The organism is Pseudoduganella sp. SL102 (assembly GCF_027856995.1).
Taxonomy (GTDB): Bacteria; Pseudomonadota; Gammaproteobacteria; order Burkholderiales; family Burkholderiaceae_D; genus Rugamonas; species Rugamonas albidiflava.
The window spans coordinates 467,169-486,902 of sequence record NZ_CP115554.1 but is presented as its reverse complement, the minus strand read 5'-3'; the positions used below and the strand labels follow the sequence as shown (position 1 = coordinate 486,902).

Genomic DNA, 19,734 nt, shown 5'->3' with positions numbered 1-19,734 from the left:
TGCCACCAGCCTCCGTCAATCGTGATATCCGTGGCACCGCCCGTTTGAAACTTCATGCAACTTCGATTGAGGCCAGCGCGCGTTGCAGGAGACGCAGACGCGATTGGACCCGTTGCTCCGCGTCCTTCAGATGACGTACCGACCGGGTCATGTCGATTGCCAGCCGATCGAAGTCGTGCCCGATGATTTTCTGCAGCACTGCGAGCGTTTGCGTGCTTGCTACCTTCCGTATATCCAGCCCCAGTAGAAATACGCCGGCCAGCTCCGGGTCGTACTCCCCCTCTTCGATGACGCCGTCTTCGCCGTACACCCGATCCTGGTTGCCAGCTGCAGTGTAGTTGTCAATCAAGTGAACAAGATCATAGGCATCGCGCGGGTTTTCCCTTCCGCGATCCGACCATGCAACCAGTTTGAGAATGGCTAGACCCGCCAACGAAACGACCTTGCCGTCAAAACCAGGGGCGAGTGTCACCAACTCCGCTGCGGCCAGAACATCGTCATAGCCAGCTACGTTCATGATGATTTTCATGTCCGGAGGCCACGCAATCTCACTCGTCCCCTGGGATACGCCGCCAAAGGGCACAAGGTCGAGCTGGTATTCCAGATCACCTTTCTCGCCCTTGTAATAGAGGCGCTGCTGCAGGATTCCGGCTTCCTCGAAACTTCCCCGTGCCACAAGCCTCGTTCTCAGTGCAGCGAACTGGCCCCAATCTTTCACTGCCACGGCGAAATCCACGTCGCGCGTCGCGCGGGTTGGGGCAAGGCCGAGTACATGGGTCAGCAAGATGTCCCTCGCCGTCGCGCCCACCAGCATGTAATCGATGTTGTCCGCTTGTGCTTCTTCCGCTACAGCACGAAGGATATCGACCGTCACCGGGTCGACTGGATGTTCAGGTCTTATCGAACGTGGTTTCAATGAACCGCTCCTTGATGATTTCTGCCGTCTCCTGTGTGCGCGGGTCCAGCATGGCCAGGAGTTCAGAATAGACCAGCAGCGGAGGTGCGACGTTGTCGGCCGATTCGGGCTGCCAATGCCAGAACTTTTCCAGCACCTCGATTTCACCATTCAGGTCAGGCTTGATCCGGTATTGCTTGGCCAGTGTCTTGATCAACAGCTCTCTGTCGGTGGCTTCGACATACAGCGTTTGCGTCACAGGCTTGAGGTAGCCGGTCATTTTTGCGGCCGCGACTTCCGCGCCCCAGGCAAACCCGGCATCTGAATGGAACGTTTGCCACCAGTTGGGATCCGGGGCACTGAAACGCCTGCCATTCAGCTTGGTTCGCAGCGTGGTGGGAAAATTGATCATCCACTCGTCCACCAGGCGGCGTCGCTCCAGCAGCTTTCTTCGCCCGGCTTTCCCTTTGTTGATGAGATAACCACGCCGCTCCAGATCTTCCAGCGCGTTATAGGCCGTACCGAGCGAGACCCCTGCATGGACCGCGATGTCCTTGAACGGCGCATTGACGAGTTCCGGCCTGGACAGCAAGGCAAAGACAACGCGCAGTCCTGCCGGATTCGTGAGGCCTCTGGGGGCATCGAAGGCGGGTCGCCTGTTGTCGTCCTTTTCGCCGCTAATAAGGATGAACAGTCCCGGCGCACGCAGGTAAGCATTGCCGCAGGTATCGATGAACTGCAACCCGATTGCCTTGCAGTGCTCGGCAAGGGTTCTGGACACATGGGGTGCGACCAGTAATCCTTGAGCGCCGACAGACTCGAGCTGCCGCCGGACCAGATCGAGTTGCCCCCTGCGGTCTACCAGGGATTTGCACTCGACCAGGTAACGGTTTTTGCCATTCTCATGTGCCAGATCGATACACGCGTCCGGTACATAGCTGCCGGGTTTGACGGGCTCGGGTTCTACCAGGTGGCCTTTGATGGCGGTTTTCTCTTGCAGTGCCGCCAAGGCAGCCATGACAAGTTCCTCCTCGGCCTGACCGGCACCGTCGCGGTAACGTGGCTCATTCATTAAAGACCCTCGTATTGTCATGCCCTATGGATGACGCCATGCTACACGTCCAACCGAGGTTTTTCAATTTATTCCAATTTTCACGGAACGTGAAATTTATAAAAAATTGAATTTTCTGGCTCTGCTTGTCATTTCAGATGCCTGCTCAGCCAATGATGGGTCACGCCGAGTGGCGTGAGCGCTGGTTCCAGGTCCACAGAGACACGCCGGGACCTGGGTTTCCATTACTCCTTGCGCGGCGCCGGCGTGTGCTTGCGCCACGCATCGAGAACCGGCAGCGCACGGCCCTTGAAGTCGAACAGCGTGGTGTTCGACACGACGTTCGCGCCCGGCTTGCCGTCGGCGTCGCGCACCGCCCAGCCGGTGCCCGGCACTTCGATCATCACCGGATCCCAGTACAGCACGCCCAGCACGCGGTCGGTACGGCGCAGGGCGCCCAGCAGCTCGTCGATGAACGCGGCCTGGCCTTCCGGGGAACTCATCGAAGCGGGATAAGGGCCGTTGTCGGACAACTGGCCGGCATGGCCGTTCGGCAGCACCGGCGACCAGTTGAAGCCCGTCTCCATCACGAACAGGTCGCGGTCGTAGTGCTGCGTGATCTCCTTCGCGAATGCGGTGAACTGCGCCACGCTGCGCTTGGTCCAGAACGGGTAGTAGGAAGCGCCGATCACATTCCACTTCACGCCCAGCTTCTGCAGGTGGTCGAAGTAATGGCGGTACTTGGCCACGTTGCCGCCGTCGTCGAGGTGGATGATCACCTGGCTGGCGGGAGACACGGCCTTCACGCCGTCGTAGCCGGCCTGGAACAGCGCGCCCAGGCGCGGCCAGTTCTCGTCGAGCGTCTTGCCGCCCAGTTTTCCATAGGGGTACAGCATGCCGCCCTCGGTCTCGTTGCCGACCGAAACGTATTGCGGCGTGGTGCCCTGCGCCTTCAGGGCTGCCATCACTTCGCGGGTGCGCTCGAACACCAGCTGGCGCAGCCGTTCGAAGCGGGCATTGTCGTCAGGGAGCTTATCGAGCTCAGTGCGCCACTTCGCCGGCACGATCTGTGTCTTGCTGTTGGTCCAGAAGTCGCTGTAGTGGAACGTCAGCTCGATCTGCATGCCCAGGTCCGCGCTGCGGCGCGCCATCTTCAGCAGGTCGGGCAAGTCCATCGAGCCGGCCGGCCAGTGCCAGCCTTCGTTGCCGGTGCCCGGACCGGGACCTTCGTACAGGCGCAGGCGGGCGATGTTGTGGCCGGATGCGCGCAGGATCTTCAGCGCGTCGCCGGGCTTGCCCTGGCGGTCGCTGAACACGGCGCCGTGCTTCTCCATCAGCGGCAGCACCGAGTAGTCGCCGCCGGCCAGCAGCGGTTCGTTGGCCGACGCCGGCACGGTTGCCGCGCACAGGGCGGCGCCCAGCAGCGCTGCCAGCGCGAACGGGCGGAATGCGAATGTCATCATCTTGGTCTCCGGTAGCTCATTGTCGTACGTCATGGTCGTACATCATGGTCGTACGTCGTGGTCGTAAGTCGTGGTCGAGGGCCGAAAAAAATGGCCGCGCCGGTCGGTGCGGCCATCTGCCACGCTGGCGCGTGGTTCGGCGTGGCTCGAAGTGATTCGCGCATGCGGCGGACGCTGGCGAATCGCTGGCGCCGGCCGCATGCCTTCTTCCTTACAGGTTCGCTTGCAGGCTCAGGCCGAAGCGGCGGTCGTCGGCGTAGCGGCCGAACTGCGTGCCGGTCACGCCGTAGTAGCTGCTGCGCGACTTGCGGGTCAGGTTGCTCACTTCGAACGCCACCTTCAGGTTCTTCGTCAGCTGGTAGCTGGCGTAGGCATCGACCAGGCCGTAGCCGTTCATGTAGGTTGGCGTTTGCGCCATCGTGGCACCGTTGTTCACGTAGTAGTTCTGCGTGCCGTTCAGGTATTTGCCACGGTAGTTGTACGCCAGGCGCAACGCGAAGTCGTTCCAGTCATACATGCCGACGATGTTGTAGCTCTGCTTCGACAAGCCTTCCAGCGTGGTGACCTGACCCTGCAGCGGACCCGGCGCCTTGCTGTCGACGTAGGTGAAGTTCGCCTGCACGCCCAGGCCCTTCCACATGCCCGGCAGGTTCGTGAAGAAGCCCTGGTAGCCGATTTCCAGGCCCTTGATCGTGCCATCCTGGCCATTCGACGGCGTGCGCACGCTGTACGCGGTGCCGCCGTACTGCACGTTTGCCGTCGTGGTCTGGATGAAGCCATCCACTTTCTTGTAGAACGCGGCGCCGAACACGTAGTCGCTCGGGCTCAGGTAGTACTCCAGCGTGGTGTCGAACTGTCGCGCCGACAGCGGTGCCAGGTCGGGGTTGCCCAGGTAGCCGGTGCGGTCGTTGGCGTTCAGCGACAGGCTCGGCGTGAGCTGGTCGAAGTTCGGCCGGGTGACGACCTTCGATGCCGCCACACGGGCGATCAGCTTGTCCGTCAGTGCCAGGCGGGCGTTCACGCTCGGCAGGAAATCGTCGTCGGTGGTATCGGCCTGGCGCGTTACGTAGCTGCTGTTCTGCAGTTCCTGCCAGCGGCGTTCGGTTTTCGTGCGCACGTAGCGCACGCCGAAGTTACCGGTCAGTTCCTTGCCCAGCAGTTCGGATTCGAAGTCGGCCATGCCATACAGGGCCTGGGTCTTCTCGGCGAAATCGAAGGTCTGCCCGGCATCGAAACCCGGTACCGACAGGCCCAGCGCACCGCGCACGGCCTGCGGGTCGCGCAGCCAGTCCAGGTTGGCGATCGACAGCCATTGCTTCGGAATCGTACCGGCGCCTTCGCGGTGCAGCAGATCGCTGTACGGGATGGCGCCGATCTGGCTGGCCAGGCCCGGCAGCGCGCCGCCGACCGGGCCGGTACCGCCGGCGTTCCAGATCTCGTCGACGGTATTGACTTCGGTACTGCTGGCCTTGCGGTCGGACACGCGTACACCCGCCTTGATACGCGGGATCAGGTCGCTCTCCAGGCTGCGCTCGACGTCGCCGCGCCACACGGTTTCGCGGCCATCGTTCTTCTGGCGGAAGAACAGCGCCTTGTTGGCCCAGTACTGCGAAGGCGTCAGCAGGTCGTTCGGGTTTGCCAGCTCCGGGTAAGCGGAGGGCAGCTCGGTCGTCAGGTCATACGTGAAGGCGGGATTCGACACCCCCGCTCCCAGGCGCGCTTCCTGGTAGAACTGATCGAAATTGCTCTTGGTGTAGCCCAGCTCGGACTTGACGGTCCAGCCGTTGGCGCGCCACGAGCCGCCGACCGCCAGCTGGCGGGTCTTCGTGTCGTTGTCGCGGATGTAGCCGGAAGTGGTCATCTGCGCGCCGTAGAACGTGCCCTTGGTGACATTGCCGTTTTCGGTGGTCACGCTGCCGCGCGGCCACATGGCGCCGGCATTGGTCTCGGCCGACCAGTTCGGCCAGTACGGCGAAGCATAGAAGCCGTAGGTGTCGGTGGCAGTTTCCAGCTTCGTGTAGTTCGCGTCCGCATACAGTTCGACACCGCGCATCGGCCGCCATTGCAGCGACGCGTTGATGCCGGTGCGTTCGCGCTCGCCCATTTCATAGGCGTACCAGGCACCGATCGGCGCATAGGCGCCCGAGCCGTCCGCCAGCTGGGATGGCGCGCTCAGTTCCTGGGTGTCCGAACGGTAGTCGCGCTTCTGGTGCGCGATCGAGATCAGGGCCCCGAAATCCTGGCCGTTCAGTTTCCAGCGGTTCGACACGAGCAGCGAGCCTTCGCCGTTGCGCTTGTCCGCGTAGTCGGCATCGGTGGCCTTGACGGTGCCGGCCACTTTCAGGCCGGCGAAGTCGAACGGCCGGCGCATGCGCAGGTCGATCACGCCGCCGATGCCGCCTTCGACCTGCTCGGCCGTCGGGGTCTTGTACACGTCGGCGCCGGCCAGCAATTCGGAGGGCACGTCCTGGAACGACAGGCCGCGTTCCTTGCCGGCGGTGAAGATGGAGCGGCCGTTGACCAGCGTCTGGGTCTGCGACAGGCCGCGGATCTGCACCCGGTCGCCTTCGCCGCGGCTGCGCGAGATCTGCACGCCGGTGATGCGCTGCAGCGCTTCGGCGACGTTCGAATCGGGCAGCTTGCCGATGTCGTCGGCCACGATCGAGTCGACCACCTGGTCGGCGTTCTTTTTCAGGTCCTGGGCCTTTTGCAGGCTGGCACGCATGCCGGTCACGACGACTTGCTGCGTCTCGGCGGCAGGCGCGGCAGGGGCGGCCGGGGTGTCGGTGGTCTGGGCCAGTGCCGGCATCGCGCAGATGGCCGCGGCGATGGCGATCGCGTGGCGGCGACCCGGTTGGTTGGTGAAGTTCATGCTTTCTCCGATGGTGTGTGAATTTTTATGGTGTGACGGTGAGCCTGTAGACTGGTACCAGGCTCACGCTGTTGACGCGCGCGATCTGCGATTGCGCGCCGAAATCGGGTCGTGCTTCTTTCGGAATGTAGACGGGGGCGTCGGCACGCAGCGGCAGCACCGCCAGCGACAGCTCGTTCGGCTGCTGTCCATTTGCCGCCAGCGCCTTCATGCCGACCTGCCAGCCATAGCCGCTGTAGTACCAGTCATCCGCCAGGCGCGTGCCGTCGAACAGCCGGCCGATGTCGCCGGTGAAATCGATCTGCAGCAGCGCATCGTCGACGTGTTTCAGCGCGTCCGGCTGCACGTCGATGCGCCAGGTGGCGGCGGTGCGCCAGGCTTCCGGGATCGGCTGGATGGCCGCCTTGGCGAGGCCGCCCTTCATCACGGCCGGTGCCGGCAGCGCCTGGCGCAGCGGCGTGGCGGTGGCGGTCAGCTGCACCGCCGGCAGCGTGGTTTCGTATGCCTGGAACACGCCGTCGCTGCCCTGCGCACGCAAGGTCGCGCTACCAGCGCCGCCAGCCGCTTTCGGCGTGCGGGCCAGCGCCGGATACACGGCGAAGCGCATCGCCGCGTCACCGACGGAGCGCAGGTGCAGCTTGCCGCCTTCGAACCAGGTTTGCTGGCCGCTCAGGACCAGGCGGCGCTGGCCGGCGATCTCGCCGATCGACAGGCGGCGCGACTGGTCGGCCGGCAGCACCAGCAGGTGCACGGGTCTTGCGCCGGCGCGGCGGATCGTCAATGCGCGCGCGGTGCCCGGCGTGACATCGACGATGGTGGCATTGCCGGCCATGCTGCGCGGCGCGGCGGTATCGATCGCCGCGCCTTCCGCTTCCAGCGCCAGCTCGACAGGGATCCCGGCGCTGGCGGCGAACACGTAGGTGATGCCGTCGGCGCCGCCATCCAGGCGCGCCACCGGCTGCGCCGTGGCGTGCCGCAGGCGCGTGCCATCGAGGTCGAAATTCACCGGCCAGATCGCATACGCGCCGTCCGGCACGGTCACCGGCTGGCGCGGGAATCGCACCGTGCCGCCGGCCAGCTTCACGTCGAACTGCAGCGCCTGCGCCGGCATCGGATACTGGCGCACGTGGTTGTTGACGAACACGAAGGCACTGTCGCCGCTGCTGCGCACCGCCACGCGCGGGGTGCGCAGGTCCTTCGGGCCTTCCGGCGTCACGTCCGGCTTGCGTACCGTCATCGGTGCCAGGCGGTCGCCGAAACCGGCGATGAAGTAGTGGAAGGGGCGCAGGTATTCCAGCACGGCGCGCTGCTGGCCGTCCGGCCCCAGCGGGGCCTGGAAATCGTAGTTGATCGCCGGGGTATCGTTGTAGCCGCCGCTGATGCTGCTTTCTTCCAGCGTGGTGCCGCCGACCGGATTGCGCCCGCCGTGGAACATGTAATAGCCCATCAGGTTCACGCCGGAGCCCAGCTGCACCGGCAGCATCGAGGCGATATCGTCCGGCGAGACCACCGGGCGGCGGCGGTACATGAACGGCAAACCGGCACCGTATTCGGCGCCGAGGAACGGTGTCTTGTCGATGTCGGTTTCGGCGGTGCCGGGGCCGTGCGATTTCGTCTGCGCGCCCAGGTCGCCGGACACGCGGCTGTCGAAGCGGAACGCGTAGGTTTCCTTCGGCGGCAGCTCCGTGGTGGAGACGGCCCAGGGCTCGTCGACATAGCCGCCGAACACGGGCGTGACCTGGCCGGACGGGTACCGCGCGCCATCCCAGCCGGTGACGGTGTAATACGGCACGTCCATGCCCGCCTGCAGCGCGAGCTGCTTCAGTTTGGCGATGTGCCCGGCCCCTTCGCCCGGTCCGCCCAGGTTGTATTCGTTTTCCAGCTGCAGGCCGATGACGGGACCGCCATCCTTCCACAGGCTGCCCTTCAGCTGCGCGCCGATCTCGCGGTACAGCCGCGCCACATGGCGCAGGTATTGCGGATCGTTGCCGCGCGTGCGCATGCCATCGACCACCCAGTCGGGAATGCCGCCGTAGCGCACTTCCGCATGCACCCACGGGCCGACGCGCACCACGGCTTTCAGCCCCAGCTTGCCGCACAGCTGAACGAAGCGGCGCAGGTCGCGATTGCCCTTCCAGTCGAACGCGCCATCCTTCGGTTCATGGTGGTTCCAGATCACGTAGCTGGCGACGACGGTGATGCCGGCCGCCTTCATCTTCGCCAGTTCCGCTTCCCACGTGGCGGCCGGACTGCGCGAATAGTGGAACTCGCCCATCACGGGCATCCACGGCTGGCCATCGAGCGTGAGGTAGCGGTTGTTCGCGCCGAGCACGCTGCCGCGCGGCGTGCTCGCGGCGCCCAGTTGCAGATGGCCGGAGACGGGTGCCGCGGCCGGTGCCGACGCGTCGACGCCGATGACTTGCGCCGCCAGCGCATTCGATATGGCGAATGCGGTCGCCAGCGCCATCGCGGGGCGCTTCCATTGCTTGCTCATTGCGTCTCCAGGTGGTTCACTGCAGGCTGTTACCGCCGGTCGGGTACCGGCGCTTGCTTGTTTTTACTGGTGTCCTTGCTGTTGCGTCGTCATTGCCACGCCTCGACGAATGCCCTGGCATTGGCGGCGACAGTCGCTGCATCCATGCCCGGCTTGTACAGCGCCGAGCCGAGACCGAAGCCGGCCACGCCGGCGGCGCGGAAGTCTGCCATATTGTCGGGGGTTATGCCACCCACCGGCAGCAATTTGATGCATTTTGGCAACACCGCGCGCATTGCGCGCACGACTGCCGGGGAAACCAGTTCGGCCGGGAACAGCTTCAGGGCATCGGCACCGGCCTTCAGCGCCGCGAAGGCCTCGGTGGGCGTGGCCACGCCGGGCACGCACCACATCCCAGCCGCCTTGGCCGCGCGGATCACTTCGGTGTCGGCATGGGGCATCACGACCAGCTTGCCGCCGGCATCGCGCACGCGCGCCACAGCGTCGGTCTCCAGCACGGTACCGGCGCCCAGCACGGCATCGGCCGGCAAGCTGCGCGCCAGGCGCGCGATCGAGTCGAACGGGTCGGGCGAATTGAGCGGCACTTCGATCAGGCGGAAGCCCGCGCCGTACAGCGCGGCGCCAATGCCTTCCGCTTCCTCGGGTCGCAGGCCGCGCAGGATCGCGACCAGCGGCAGTTTGGCAAAAGCTTCGTCGAAAACGGTCATCGGATTCTTTCAGGTGTCGATCGGCAGCAGGCCTGCCGCGCGCGCCAGGGCAAGCAGCCCGGCGGGCGCCGTGTTATCCAGCACGAGGTCGGCGGGCCGCTCGAAGCGGTGCAGCGCCACCTGGTAACGGGCGCACAAATTCGGCGCGCCCACCAGCGCCAGCGGCTGCGAGCCGAGGCCGGCCATCGCGCGCCACTGCAGGCCGGCGCGCAGTTCGTGGCCGATCAGCAGGCCGGACAGGTAGTCGGCCAGCATCTCGTGCGGCAGGCGGCCGGTGACGCCAAGGCTGCGCGCGGCAAAGATCTGGTGCGGCAGTCCCAGCTCGCCATGGTCACGCGCCGCGTCGACTCCCTGCACGAACGCATCGGGGTCGACCGGCGCATCGTCCGGCATCAGGCGGCCCAGCACGGAATGCTGGCGCAGCACGGCGTACAGCTCGCCCGTCATGTGCGTGGCGAAGCGCACGATGCGTTCGCCGCAGACCTGCGCCCATTTCGAGTGGGTGCCGGGCAGCACCACGCAGCTGGACGCGCCCAGCGTGCCGTGCAGGTGCAGCGCGCCCACCACCTGCGTTTCCTCGCCGCGCATCACGTCCGGCGGCAGGCTGGTATCGTCGAACAGCACGCCGGGCACGATGTAGGGAGCAGATGCGGAAATCGATGAGGAAGCGGATACGGCGCCATCGGCCGTGCCGGGACGGCGCAGGCCGGCCGCCAGCGCGGCGGGGCCGGCCGGGCAGCGCACATACGGCACGTCCAGCCAGCCGTGCGTGCTGCCGACCATGCCGCATGCCAGCACCGGCAAGCCGGCGTGCGCGGCGCGCCAGGCACCGGACACGTCATCGAATGCCGCCACGAAGGCGCCATGGCCGGACAGCGTGGAAGCCCCCTGGTCCGACTTGCGTTCTTCCAGCACGGTGCCGTCGGGCGCGACCAGCCACGCGCGCAGGCTGGTGCTGCCCCAGTCGAGACCGATGAGGACTGGCGTGGTCACCATTCCGCCACGCTGCCGTCCGGGTGGCGCCACACGGGATTGCGCCAGTCCGGCGGGTTCTGGCTGGCGGCGACGACGCGCTCTTCGTCGACGATCACACCCAGGCCCGGCTTGGGCAGCGGCGGGAAGTAGCCATCGGTGATCTGGAAATCCTCGCGGTTCACGACGTAGTCGAACAGCTCGGCGCCCTTGTTGTAGTGAATGCCCATGCTCTGCTCCTGCAGCACGGCGTTGTGCGACACGAAGTCCACCTGCAGGCAGGCGGCCAGCGCCACGGGGCCCAGCGGGCAATGGGGCGCGAACGCCACGTCGTAGGCCTCGGCCATCGCGGCGATCTTCACGCACTCGGTAATGCCGCCCGCATGCGACAGGTCCGGCTGCACGATGGCGATGCCGCCGCGCTGGAACACGTGCTTGAATTCGAAGCGCGAGTACATGCGCTCGCCCGCCGCCAGCGGGATCGACGTGTGCTCGGCCAGCCGCGGATAGTACTCGGCCTGCTCGGCCAGTACCGGTTCCTCGACGAACAGGGGGCGGAACGGCTCCAGCTCGCGCAGCAGCACCTTGGCCATCGGCGCGGCCACGCGGCCGTGGAAGTCGATGCCGAATTCGATGGTGTTGCCGAACGCTTCGCGGATCTGCGCGATGCGCGCCACGGCCGCGTCGACCGCGGTGGCGGTGTCCACCATGCCCAGTTCCTCGGTACCGTTCAACTTGAAGGTGTGGATGCCGATCTCGCGCAGCGTGAGGATGCCTTCGATGACGTCCGCCGGACGATCGCCGCCGACCCAGCTGTACATCTTCATCTTGTCGCGCACACGGCCGCCCAGCAGCTCGTAGACCGGCACGCCGAGCGCCTTGCCCTTGATGTCCCACAGCGCCTGGTCGACCCCGGCGATCGCGCTCATCAGGATCGCCCCGCCCCGGTAGAAGCCGCCCCGGTACATCACCTGCCACAGGTCGTTGATGCGGGTCGGGTCCTGGCCCACCAGGTAATCGCTCAATTCGTTGACGGCCGCTTCGACGGTGCGCGCGCGGCCCTCGATGACCGGCTCGCCCCAACCGGTGATGCCTTCATCGGTCTCGATCTTCAGGAACATCCAGCGGGGCGGTACGCGGTACAACGTCAGCTTGGTGATTTTCATGTCAGCCAGGGGGAATGTGGTCAGGCCAGTGTAGCGTGATCAGGTAGTCATGAAATATTGATTATTCAGCAGAACGTATATCAAATTTACATATCTACGGACATCGGCGCCATCCATGCAAAAAAGATTAAAAATCGCTTGCAATTGAATCGCACGCTATCTATACTTCAGTCCATGGGTTGACGCAGCAGGAAGTAAGCAGCGGAATAAGTAACAAACAGCGCCAACCAGGCAGGAACGCAGCGCCGGGATAATCCCGGCACAGTGGAACCAAACAAGTAGCACACTATCTAATCGAACGTTATTTAACGCAGTTCCAACTTACTCAGGAGATCACCATGAACGCCATCAAATCCATCGCCCTCGCCCTGTCGATCATCGGTTCCGCTTCGGCCATCGCCGCCCCGGCCGCCAGCGTCAAGCCGACCGTCATCCTGGTCCACGGCGCGTTCGCCGATTCGACCAGCTGGAACGGCGTGGCCGCCAAGCTGCGCGCCGACGGCTACAACGTGATCGGCGCGGCCAACCCGCTGCGCAGCGTGAAAGGCGATGCGGCCGCCGTGGCGACCATCGTGAAAAGCGTCAAGGGTCCGGTGGTGCTGGTCGGCCACTCGTACGGCGGTGCCGTGATCTCGGCCGCGGCCTACGGCCAGTCCAACGTGAAGAGCCTGGTGTACGTGGCGGCCTTCGCTCCGGACCAGGGCGAGACCGCGCTCGAACTGTCGGGCCGCTACCCGGGCGGCACCCTGGGCCCGGCACTGGCCGAGCCGGTGGCCCTGCCGGACGGCGGCAAGGATTTCTACATCCAGCAAGACAAGTTCCACCAGCAGTTCGCCGCCGACGTGCCGAAAGCGCAGGCCGAACTGATGGCGGTTGCCCAGCGCCCGATCGCCGAAGCGGCATTGACGGAAGCGGCCGGCGCGCCAGCCTGGAAGAACCTGCCGTCGTACTTCGTGTACGGCACCGCCGACAAGAATATTCCGGCCGCCGCGCTGAAGTTCATGGCCGACCGTGCGCAGTCGCGGAAAACCGTGGCCATCCCCGGCGCCTCCCACGTGGTGATGACGTCGCACCCGGCGGAAGTGGCGAAGCTGATCGAGACCGCCGCGCAAGCCAACTGATTTCCTGACATTTAAATCGCTCACTATCTAATAATAAGCAAAGGAACTGCCATGAACACCGTGAAAACTCTCCTCGCCACCGCCCTGCTCGCCGCCACGGCAGCCACCACCGCCAGCGCCGCCACCCTGCCCGGCGTCGAACGGCAAACCGCCGGCTTCCTGCAAGCGATCGAAGGCGGCAAGCCGATCGAACAGATGACGCCGGAAGAAGCGCGCGCGGTGCTGGTGGGTGCGCAGGCCGGCGCGAAGGTGAAATTGCCGGCCGCCGATGTGAGCGAAAAAACGGTCACGCTGGAGGGCAAGCCGGTCAAGCTGACCATCGTGCGCCCGGCCGGCGCGAAGGGCACGGTGCCGGCGTTCATGTTCTTCCACGGCGGCGGGTGGGTGCTGGGCGATTTCCCCACCCACGAACGGCTGGTGCGCGACCTGGTCGCCGGCTCCGGCGCGGCGGCGGTGTTCGTCAACTACACGCCATCGCCGGAAGCGGGCTACGGCGTGGCGATCAACGAAGCCTATGCCGCCACCCGCTGGGTCGCCGCCCATGGCGCGGAAATCGGCGTGGATGGCAAGCGCCTGGCGGTGGCCGGCAACAGCGTGGGCGGCAACATGGCGGCGGTGGTCAGCCTGATGGCCAAGGACAAGGGTGGCCCGGCGCTGCGTGCCCAGGTGCTGCTGTGGCCCGTGACGGATGCGAACTTCGACACGCCGTCCTACCAGCAGTATGCGGATGGCCACTTCCTGACGAAGAACATGATGGCCTGGTTCTGGGACAACTACACCCGCGACGCGGCGGCCCGAAAGGAGATCTACGCAGCCCCGCTGCAGGCCAGCATCGAACAGCTGAAAGGCTTGCCGCCCGCGCTGATCCAGACCGCAGAATTCGACGTGCTGCGCGATGAAGGCGAAGCCTACGGCCGCAAGCTCGATGCCGCCGGCGTGGTGGTCAAGTCGGTGCGCTACAACGGCATGATCCACGACTTCGGCCTGCTCAATGTGCTCTCCGACGTGCCGGCGGTGCGCAGTGCGATGGACCAGGCGGCGGGAGAGTTGAAGCTGCGGTTGAAGTAAGCGGCAACCGGGTACAGTAAATGTTTCCAGAAAAATGGGGTACGTCCCCATTTTCCAGGCAACTTTGCTGCACGGCGGTTGTAGCGCATGGGCACCCTTCGGGGGTGCCCTTTGTGCCATCCGCTAGAGGAAACCCTCCTTGCCAAACCAGCCCTGCTGGGCCAGCATGCGGCTTTTTCAACGGGATTCCGATGAACCTGTGGTTCCGCCTGCTGTACCTGCTGATCAGCACTCCGTTCCGCCAGAAGCTGGCCGCGCCGCACGGCGTCTCGCGCCTGGACTTCCGGGTCTGGTTCAACGACCTCGACACGAACGGCCACGTCAACAACGGCCGCTACTGGACGCTCTTCGACCTGGGCCGCACCGACATCATGCTGCGCATGGGGCTATTGGGCGCGGTGTTGAAGAACAAGTGGACGCCGATCGTCGGCGGCGGCGCGATTCGCTTCCGGCGCGAGCTGCGGCTGTTCCAGCCCTTCGTGCTGGAAACGCGGATCGCGGCATGGACGGAAAATCGCGTGGTGTTCGAACAGCGCATCCTGTCCGACGGCGATGTGGTGGCGACAAGGGCGCTGGTGCTGGCCGGGCTGTACTCCCGCAAGGCGCGAGGCTTCGTGCCGATCGAAACGATCTTCGACAGCGTGGGCGTGTCGGGCGTGAACTCGCCGCCGCTCGATGGCGCGGTGCAGGCAATGCTGGACCTGGATGCGGCGATGAAGCTGAACGCGGATTGAGACCGCTGGCTAGGCCTGCGGCCGTAGCCCTATGAAGAGCAAGCCGCTGTCATCTTCCCGATACCCGAGCCGTTCGAACATTCGCCGTGCCCGCGCATTGTCCGGCGCGACGTCCGCCAGCAATGCGTGCAGCCCCAGTACCCCTGCGGCATAGGCCGTCAACACGGCGAGCGCTTCCGCCATGTGCCCTCCTCCCCAGGCCGAGCGCCTCAGCAGGCACCCGACCTGCGCGGCATGGCCGGCCGCATCGAAGCTGTGCAAGCCGCACGTGCCCACAAGCTCGCCGCCATCGGCCAGCACGATCGCCCACTCCAGCGACTGGCCACTGGCCAGCAGGCGGCGCACGCTGCCCAGCATCCGCCCGACCGTGGCCAGGTCGGGAAACGGGTCTTCGTCCGTGTAACGCATGACAAGCGGGTCGCCATAAATGGCGAAGAGCGCCGCCGCATCCTGTTCGCCCATGGGCCGCAGCGCGACGTGCTCGCCGCGCAGGACCGGCAACGGTGCGGGAAGGTGCAGTTGGTTCATCTCAGGACAATGCCGCCCGCGCCGCCTGCCAGCCCCACCACGATGCTTCCTCGAATACCGAAAACCCGGACAGGTCCGAATGCGCGAACAGCACCGGCCCGCTGGCATCGCGCAGCGCCTGCACGCCGGGATTGGACAGGAAGCCCGGCAGCGGCGCGGCCATCGCATGGGCGCGCAGCGTGATGTCGGCACGCTGCACGCAGCCGTCGAACGCATCGCCGTAGGCGGCGCGCAGGTCGACGGTGGCCAGCGCCAGCAGTTCCTCGGGCGCGGCGGACTGCATCCACTTGCGCGCTTCGCGCGGATCGCGGCCGGCCAGCGCCACATAGCTGGTGAAGACCGTTTGCGCCGGCGGCGTCCGGCGAATGTCCTGGTGGGTGGACACCACGTAGCCCAGGCCTTGGGTGCCATGCACCACGTTGTCCCATGACAGCGGCGCCTCAGGCAGTTCTTCGGGGAAGCGCTCCAGCAGGAAGTTCGTCACCAGCCAGGGCGCGTACGCCGGCATGTGCCGGGCCGGATCGAAACCATGGCCGGCGATATTGTCGACGACATGGCTGGCTACGAACAGCGGCATCGCGCAGATGGCCTTGCGGGCACGCACCAGGTAGGTACGCGGATTGCCGTTTTCCAGCACGAAGCACAGCGCCTCGGCGCGCCCGTCCACGGCCTTCACGGAGGCCACGGTGCCGGCCCGCCGCTGCGCGCCGGTGCGTTCGGCCAGCTTCTCCGCCAGCGGTTGCAGGCCGCCGGGCCATGTCAGCCAGGCGCCGCCCTCGGCATTGGCGGCTTCGCCGCCGCGCGCGCAAAAATAATGCAGGCCGGCCCAGGCCGAGACGCGATCGATGCCGGTGCCGTAGTCGTCGCGGCAGCAATAGTCGAGATACCACAGCAAGGTGGGCGCCCGGTAGTTGTTCTGTTCCAGCCAGGTCTTGAACGTCATGGTGTCGAGGCGGCGCCAGGCCGGATCGTTCGAGGCATGCGCGGCCGGCAGCGTGAAGACCTTGCGGCGGTCCGCGCCGCGCATGGCATGCAGCTTTTCCATCTCGGCGTTGAAGCGCGCATGCTCGGCCAGTTCCGCCTGCGGCACGCCGGCGCGCGGCGTGATTCCTTCATGCCACTTGCCGCCGTACAGCAGCCGTTCATGGGGCGCGTGCAGGATCAGCTTTTCATCGTAGTGCGGCTTCGGGCCGTACGGATCGCGCGTGATGATGCCCAGGTCGTACAGCAGGTGCCGCACGTGCAGGCATTCCTGCGGCGGGATCGGCAGGTAGTGCGCGCCGGTCGGATAGGCCAGCGCGCCATAGGCGCCGCCGGCCGCGTTGCCGAACGGTTCCGGGCCATCGACGATGAGCACATCCTCGATCCCCTCGCGGCGCAGCTTCCACGCGGCAGTGAGGCCGGCGATGCCGGAACCGAGCACCGCGACGTCGGCCTCGATGACTTCCGATGGCGCGGGCAGCGCCTGGCGGTCGCGCACGAAATGCCCCTCGGCGCGGCCGGGGTGATGGAGTGCGGGCGTGATTTCCCGCCAGCGCCCATAGGCGGCGATGCCCGCGGCGGCGGCGGCGCCGCCGGCTCCGAGAGCGGCGGTCCAGCGCAGGAATGAACGGCGTTCCATGGTGTCCTCAGCGGATCGTGCGGTGCCAGTCCTGCTCGAACTCGTGCACCAGGGATTGGGTATTCAGGCGGTTCGGCGCCATCTTCAAAGGCTGCATGTCCGGCGGGAAGGCGAACATCGCCGCCGTCGTGGCACCGTTCAGGAAGCGCATCGGCAGCCGGTACGAGGCCGGCGGCGTGTAGGCGCCCTGCGGCGACGCGAGGATGAAGCCCCATTCGCCGAAGGATGGCACATACAGGTGGTAAGGGTGGGTTCGCAAGCCCACTTCGCGCAGCGTGGCATCGATGGTCCAGAACGCGTGCGGCGCGAAGTACGGCGAGGTCGACTGCACCACCACCAGGCCATTGGCCGCCAGGTGGTGCCGCAGCATGCTGTAGAACGGCACCGAATACAGCTTGCCGAGCGCGAAGCTGGACGGGTCCGGGAAATCGACGATGACGGCATCGAACATCTCGCCGGTATCGCGCAGCCACACGGCCGCATCGGCGTTGATCACCTTCACGCGCGGGTCCGACAGCGCGCCGTGGTTCAGCGCGGCCAGTTCGGCGCGCGACTTGAACGCGGCGGTCATTGCCGGGTCCAGGTCGACCAGGGTCACGTGTTCGATGTTCTTGTAGCGCAGTACTTCGCGCGCCGCGAGGCCATCGCCGCCGCCCAGCACCAGCACGCGCCTGGCCCACGGCAGGCGTTCCAGCGCCGGGTGGACCAGCGCCTCGTGGTACCGGTATTCATCGCGCGACGAGAATTGCAGGTTGCCGTTGATATAGAGCCGCGTGTCGTCCTTCCAGCGCGTGATCACCAGGCGCTGGTAGGGCGTGCTGGTGGCGTACACGATCTCGTCGCCGAACAGCGAATGTTCGCCGAAATGCGTCAGCCGGTCGGCACTGGCAAAGCCGAAGCCCAGCGCCACCAGCACGCCGCAGGCCCGCAGCGTGCGGCCGGCCAGGTGCGTCAGCTCGGCGCGGAACACGTAGATGGTCCACAGCGCCACGCCGATATTGAGCATGCCGAACAGGTAGCCGGTGCGCACCAGGCCCAGGTAAGGTGCCAGCACCAGCGGGAACAGCAGCGACACGGCCAGCGCGCCCAGGTAGTCGAACGTGAGCACGCGGCTGACGATGTCGGCGAACGCGGTCTGGCGCGCGTTCAGTGCCCGCATCACCAGCGGCACTTCCATGCCGACCATCGCGCCGATCATGAACACCAGCACGTACAGCAGCAGCCGGAATGACGCCGCCGACCACGAGAACGTCAGGAACAGCAGTGCCGCGGAGACGCCGCCGATCAGGCCGATGGCCAGTTCGACGTCGACGAAGCGCGCCAGCACGTGCTCGTCCTTCACGTATTTCGACAGGTGGGCGCCGACACCCATGGCGAACAGGTAGCAGCCGATGATGGTGGAAAACTGCAGTACCGAATCGCCCAGCAGGTAGCTGGACAGCGCGCCGGCGATCAGTTCATACGCCAGGCCGCAGGAAGCGACCACGAACACGGACAGGATCAGAATCTTTTTGGTCATTGCCCCGCGCCTGGATTATCATGTTCCGTTTGAAAGTTTGCCACTATAGACCATGTTCGCCGTCGCCAACTACCTGATCCACCTGTGCATCGCCGCCGCGCTGCTGGCCGTGTTCTTCAAGGCTTACACGTGGATGACGCCGTACGACGAAGTCCACCTGATCCGGCAAGGCAACCATGCGGCGGCCCTGTCGCTGGGCGGTGCGCTGCTGGGCTTTTCGCTGACCATCGCCTCGGGGCTGCTGCACACGCGTAACTACCAGGAATTCTTTGCCTGGGTGTTCGGCGCGATGGTCGTGCAGGCGCTGGCCTATGCGGTGACCACGCGCGCACTGAAGATGGCCAAGGACCAGATCGAAGCGGGCAACAGCGCCTTCGGCGGCCTGCTCGGCACCATTTCCCTTTCCATCGGCGGCATCAACGCCGCCTGCATTTCCTGAGGAGTCCATGATGGGTATCGGCAGCTTTATCAAGAAACAGTTCATCGATGTCCTGCAATGGAACGAGGACCAGGAAGGCGTGCTGGCCTGGCGCTACCCGATGCAGGATTTCGAGATCCAGAACGGCGGCGTGCTGGTGGTGCGCGAATCGCAGGTGGCGGTGTTCGTCAACGAGGGCCAGATCACCGACGTGTTCGGCCCCGGCACGCACAAGCTGACGACGCAGACGCTGCCCGTGCTGACCAACCTGAGGAACTGGGACAAGCTGTTCGATGCGCCGTTCAAGTCGGACGTGTACTTCTTCAGCACGCGCGTGCAGACGGGCCGCAAGTGGGGCACGCCGCAACCGGTGACGATCCGCGACAAGGATTTCGACATGATCCGGGTGCGCGCCTTCGGCATGTATTCGTATCGCGTGGCGGACGCCCGCAAGTTCTTCACCGAGATCAGCGGCACCCGCGAAACGTACACGCGCGATGAAGTGGAAGACCAGCTGCGCGGCATCCTGCTGTCGACGATGGCCAGCTCGATCGGCGGCTCGAACGTGGCCTTCCTCGACATGGCGGCCAACCAGGCGCTGATGGCGCAGGAAATCAAGGGCGACCTGGCCGATGCGTTCGCGCGCTACGGCATCGGCCTCGACGAATTCAACGTGGCGTCCGTGAGCCTGCCGGAAGAATTGCAGCGGGCGCTGGACGACCGCATCTCGGCCGGCATGAAGGGCGGCCTGTCCGCCGACAAGATGGCCGGTTTCACCCGCTACCAGACCGCCACCGCGATCCCGCTGGCGGCGCAGAACGAGGGCGGCATTGCCGGCATCGGCGCCGGGCTGGGCGCCGGCGTGACGATCGGCCAGGCGATGGGCCAGGCGGTCGGCGCTTCGCTGACGCCTGTTGCGCCGCAAGCGGCTCCCGCCCCCGTGCAGGCCGCGCCGGCGCCGGTGGCGCCACCGGCCGAGGAGTCGATCGAAGGCCGCCTGCAAAAGCTCAAGGGCCTGCTCGACAAGGGCCTGATCTCCGCCGCCGACTATGACAGCACGAAAGCCGAGCTGCTGAAGAAACTGATCGGCTGACGCGGGCCGCGC

16 protein-coding genes are annotated in these 19,734 nt (G+C 65.7%); 5 read left to right on the top strand and 11 right to left on the bottom strand.

Features of this window, described 5'->3' with window-relative positions; translation table 11 throughout:
* Positions 1–52: 52 nt before the first annotated feature.
* From OU994_RS02115 to dgoD, 8 genes are all read right to left on the bottom strand, one after another.
* A complete protein-coding gene (locus tag OU994_RS02115; protein ID WP_281609437.1) occupies positions 53–916 on the bottom strand; it encodes a nucleotidyl transferase AbiEii/AbiGii toxin family protein in 864 nt (287 codons plus the stop codon).
* Positions 891–1,967: a type IV toxin-antitoxin system AbiEi family antitoxin gene (locus tag OU994_RS02110; protein WP_281609436.1), complete on the bottom strand. Its 1,077-nt coding sequence runs from the start codon at positions 1,965–1,967 to the stop codon at positions 891–893. Before OU994_RS02110 ends, OU994_RS02115 begins: the two co-directional genes overlap by 26 nt.
* A gap of 224 nt (positions 1,968–2,191) precedes the next feature.
* On the bottom strand, positions 2,192–3,409 hold the full coding sequence (locus OU994_RS02105) for a glycosyl hydrolase 53 family protein (protein ID WP_281609435.1): 1,218 nt from the start codon (positions 3,407–3,409) through the stop codon (positions 2,192–2,194).
* A 211-nt stretch (positions 3,410–3,620) separates the two neighbouring features.
* Positions 3,621–6,281, bottom strand: a complete 2,661-nt coding sequence (locus OU994_RS02100; RefSeq protein WP_281609434.1) for a TonB-dependent receptor — start codon at positions 6,279–6,281, stop codon at positions 3,621–3,623.
* A gap of 25 nt (positions 6,282–6,306) precedes the next feature.
* The gene (locus tag OU994_RS02095) at positions 6,307–8,775 is read right to left on the bottom strand and encodes a beta-galactosidase (RefSeq protein ID WP_281609433.1); all 2,469 of its coding nucleotides are present in this window, start codon (positions 8,773–8,775) and stop codon (positions 6,307–6,309) included.
* Positions 8,776–8,864: 89 nt separating this feature from the next.
* Entirely contained in the window at positions 8,865–9,482 is a 618-nt protein-coding gene (locus OU994_RS02090; RefSeq protein WP_281609432.1) for a 2-dehydro-3-deoxy-6-phosphogalactonate aldolase, read from the bottom strand.
* A gap of 9 nt (positions 9,483–9,491) precedes the next feature.
* A complete protein-coding gene (locus OU994_RS02085; protein WP_281609431.1) occupies positions 9,492–10,478 on the bottom strand; it encodes a 2-dehydro-3-deoxygalactonokinase in 987 nt (328 codons plus the stop codon).
* Positions 10,472–11,620 (bottom strand): galactonate dehydratase, encoded by a 1,149-nt coding sequence (dgoD, locus tag OU994_RS02080; protein WP_131148383.1) that lies wholly within the window; start codon positions 11,618–11,620, stop codon positions 10,472–10,474. Before dgoD ends, OU994_RS02085 begins: the two co-directional genes overlap by 7 nt.
* Before the next feature lie 338 nt (positions 11,621–11,958).
* Here dgoD and OU994_RS02075 point away from each other — a divergent pair, with 338 nt between their 5' ends.
* The 3 genes from OU994_RS02075 to OU994_RS02065 all read left to right on the top strand — a co-directional run bounded on the left by OU994_RS02075 (position 11,959) and on the right by OU994_RS02065 (position 14,543).
* Positions 11,959–12,741, top strand: a complete 783-nt coding sequence (locus OU994_RS02075; protein ID WP_281609430.1) for an alpha/beta fold hydrolase — start codon at positions 11,959–11,961, stop codon at positions 12,739–12,741.
* Positions 12,742–12,792: 51 nt separating this feature from the next.
* Complete coding sequence (locus OU994_RS02070; protein WP_281609429.1) at positions 12,793–13,809, top strand: alpha/beta hydrolase; 1,017 nt, start codon at positions 12,793–12,795, stop codon at positions 13,807–13,809.
* 191 nt (positions 13,810–14,000) lie between these two features.
* Positions 14,001–14,543 carry a thioesterase family protein gene (locus OU994_RS02065; protein WP_281609428.1) on the top strand — a complete coding sequence of 181 codons (543 nt, stop codon included), beginning with the start codon at positions 14,001–14,003 and terminating at the stop codon, positions 14,541–14,543.
* A 9-nt stretch (positions 14,544–14,552) separates the two neighbouring features.
* Here OU994_RS02065 and OU994_RS02060 read toward each other — a convergent pair whose 3' ends face one another.
* Genes OU994_RS02060 through OU994_RS02050 form a run of 3 tightly spaced genes read right to left on the bottom strand, consistent with a single transcriptional unit; the run spans position 14,553 to position 18,211 of the window.
* On the bottom strand, positions 14,553–15,071 hold the full coding sequence (locus OU994_RS02060) for a GNAT family N-acetyltransferase (RefSeq protein WP_281609427.1): 519 nt from the start codon (positions 15,069–15,071) through the stop codon (positions 14,553–14,555).
* 1 nt (position 15,072) lies between these two features.
* Complete coding sequence (locus OU994_RS02055) at positions 15,073–16,692, bottom strand: FAD-dependent oxidoreductase (protein ID WP_281609426.1); 1,620 nt, start codon at positions 16,690–16,692, stop codon at positions 15,073–15,075.
* Between the two features lie 7 nt (positions 16,693–16,699).
* Positions 16,700–18,211 (bottom strand): polyamine aminopropyltransferase, encoded by a 1,512-nt coding sequence (locus OU994_RS02050; protein ID WP_281609425.1) that lies wholly within the window; start codon positions 18,209–18,211, stop codon positions 16,700–16,702.
* A gap of 52 nt (positions 18,212–18,263) precedes the next feature.
* Here OU994_RS02050 and OU994_RS02045 point away from each other — a divergent pair, with 52 nt between their 5' ends.
* The gene (locus tag OU994_RS02045; protein WP_281609424.1) at positions 18,264–18,650 is read left to right on the top strand and encodes a DUF350 domain-containing protein; all 387 of its coding nucleotides are present in this window, start codon (positions 18,264–18,266) and stop codon (positions 18,648–18,650) included.
* Between the two features lie 10 nt (positions 18,651–18,660).
* The gene (locus OU994_RS02040; protein WP_281611561.1) at positions 18,661–19,722 is read left to right on the top strand and encodes an SPFH domain-containing protein; all 1,062 of its coding nucleotides are present in this window, start codon (positions 18,661–18,663) and stop codon (positions 19,720–19,722) included.
* Positions 19,723–19,734 lie beyond the last annotated feature (12 nt).

Coding starts and splice junctions, on each gene's coding strand:
- OU994_RS02085 (WP_281609431.1), bottom strand. CDS start 10,478: ATGGTGACCACGCCAGTCCTCATCGGTCTCGACTGGGGCAGCACCAGC.
- OU994_RS02090 (WP_281609432.1), bottom strand. CDS start 9,482: ATGACCGTTTTCGACGAAGCTTTTGCCAAACTGCCGCTGGTCGCGATC.
- OU994_RS02060 (WP_281609427.1), bottom strand. CDS start 15,071: ATGAACCAACTGCACCTTCCCGCACCGTTGCCGGTCCTGCGCGGCGAG.
- OU994_RS02105 (WP_281609435.1), bottom strand. CDS start 3,409: ATGATGACATTCGCATTCCGCCCGTTCGCGCTGGCAGCGCTGCTGGGC.
- OU994_RS02070 (WP_281609429.1), top strand. CDS start 12,793: ATGAACACCGTGAAAACTCTCCTCGCCACCGCCCTGCTCGCCGCCACG.
- OU994_RS02110 (WP_281609436.1), bottom strand. CDS start 1,967: ATGAATGAGCCACGTTACCGCGACGGTGCCGGTCAGGCCGAGGAGGAA.
- dgoD (WP_131148383.1), bottom strand. CDS start 11,620: ATGAAAATCACCAAGCTGACGTTGTACCGCGTACCGCCCCGCTGGATG.
- OU994_RS02055 (WP_281609426.1), bottom strand. CDS start 16,692: ATGGAACGCCGTTCATTCCTGCGCTGGACCGCCGCTCTCGGAGCCGGC.
- OU994_RS02100 (WP_281609434.1), bottom strand. CDS start 6,281: ATGAACTTCACCAACCAACCGGGTCGCCGCCACGCGATCGCCATCGCC.
- OU994_RS02065 (WP_281609428.1), top strand. CDS start 14,001: ATGAACCTGTGGTTCCGCCTGCTGTACCTGCTGATCAGCACTCCGTTC.
- OU994_RS02050 (WP_281609425.1), bottom strand. CDS start 18,211: ATGACCAAAAAGATTCTGATCCTGTCCGTGTTCGTGGTCGCTTCCTGC.
- OU994_RS02075 (WP_281609430.1), top strand. CDS start 11,959: ATGAACGCCATCAAATCCATCGCCCTCGCCCTGTCGATCATCGGTTCC.
- OU994_RS02045 (WP_281609424.1), top strand. CDS start 18,264: ATGTTCGCCGTCGCCAACTACCTGATCCACCTGTGCATCGCCGCCGCG.
- OU994_RS02095 (WP_281609433.1), bottom strand. CDS start 8,775: ATGAGCAAGCAATGGAAGCGCCCCGCGATGGCGCTGGCGACCGCATTC.
- OU994_RS02040 (WP_281611561.1), top strand. CDS start 18,661: ATGGGTATCGGCAGCTTTATCAAGAAACAGTTCATCGATGTCCTGCAA.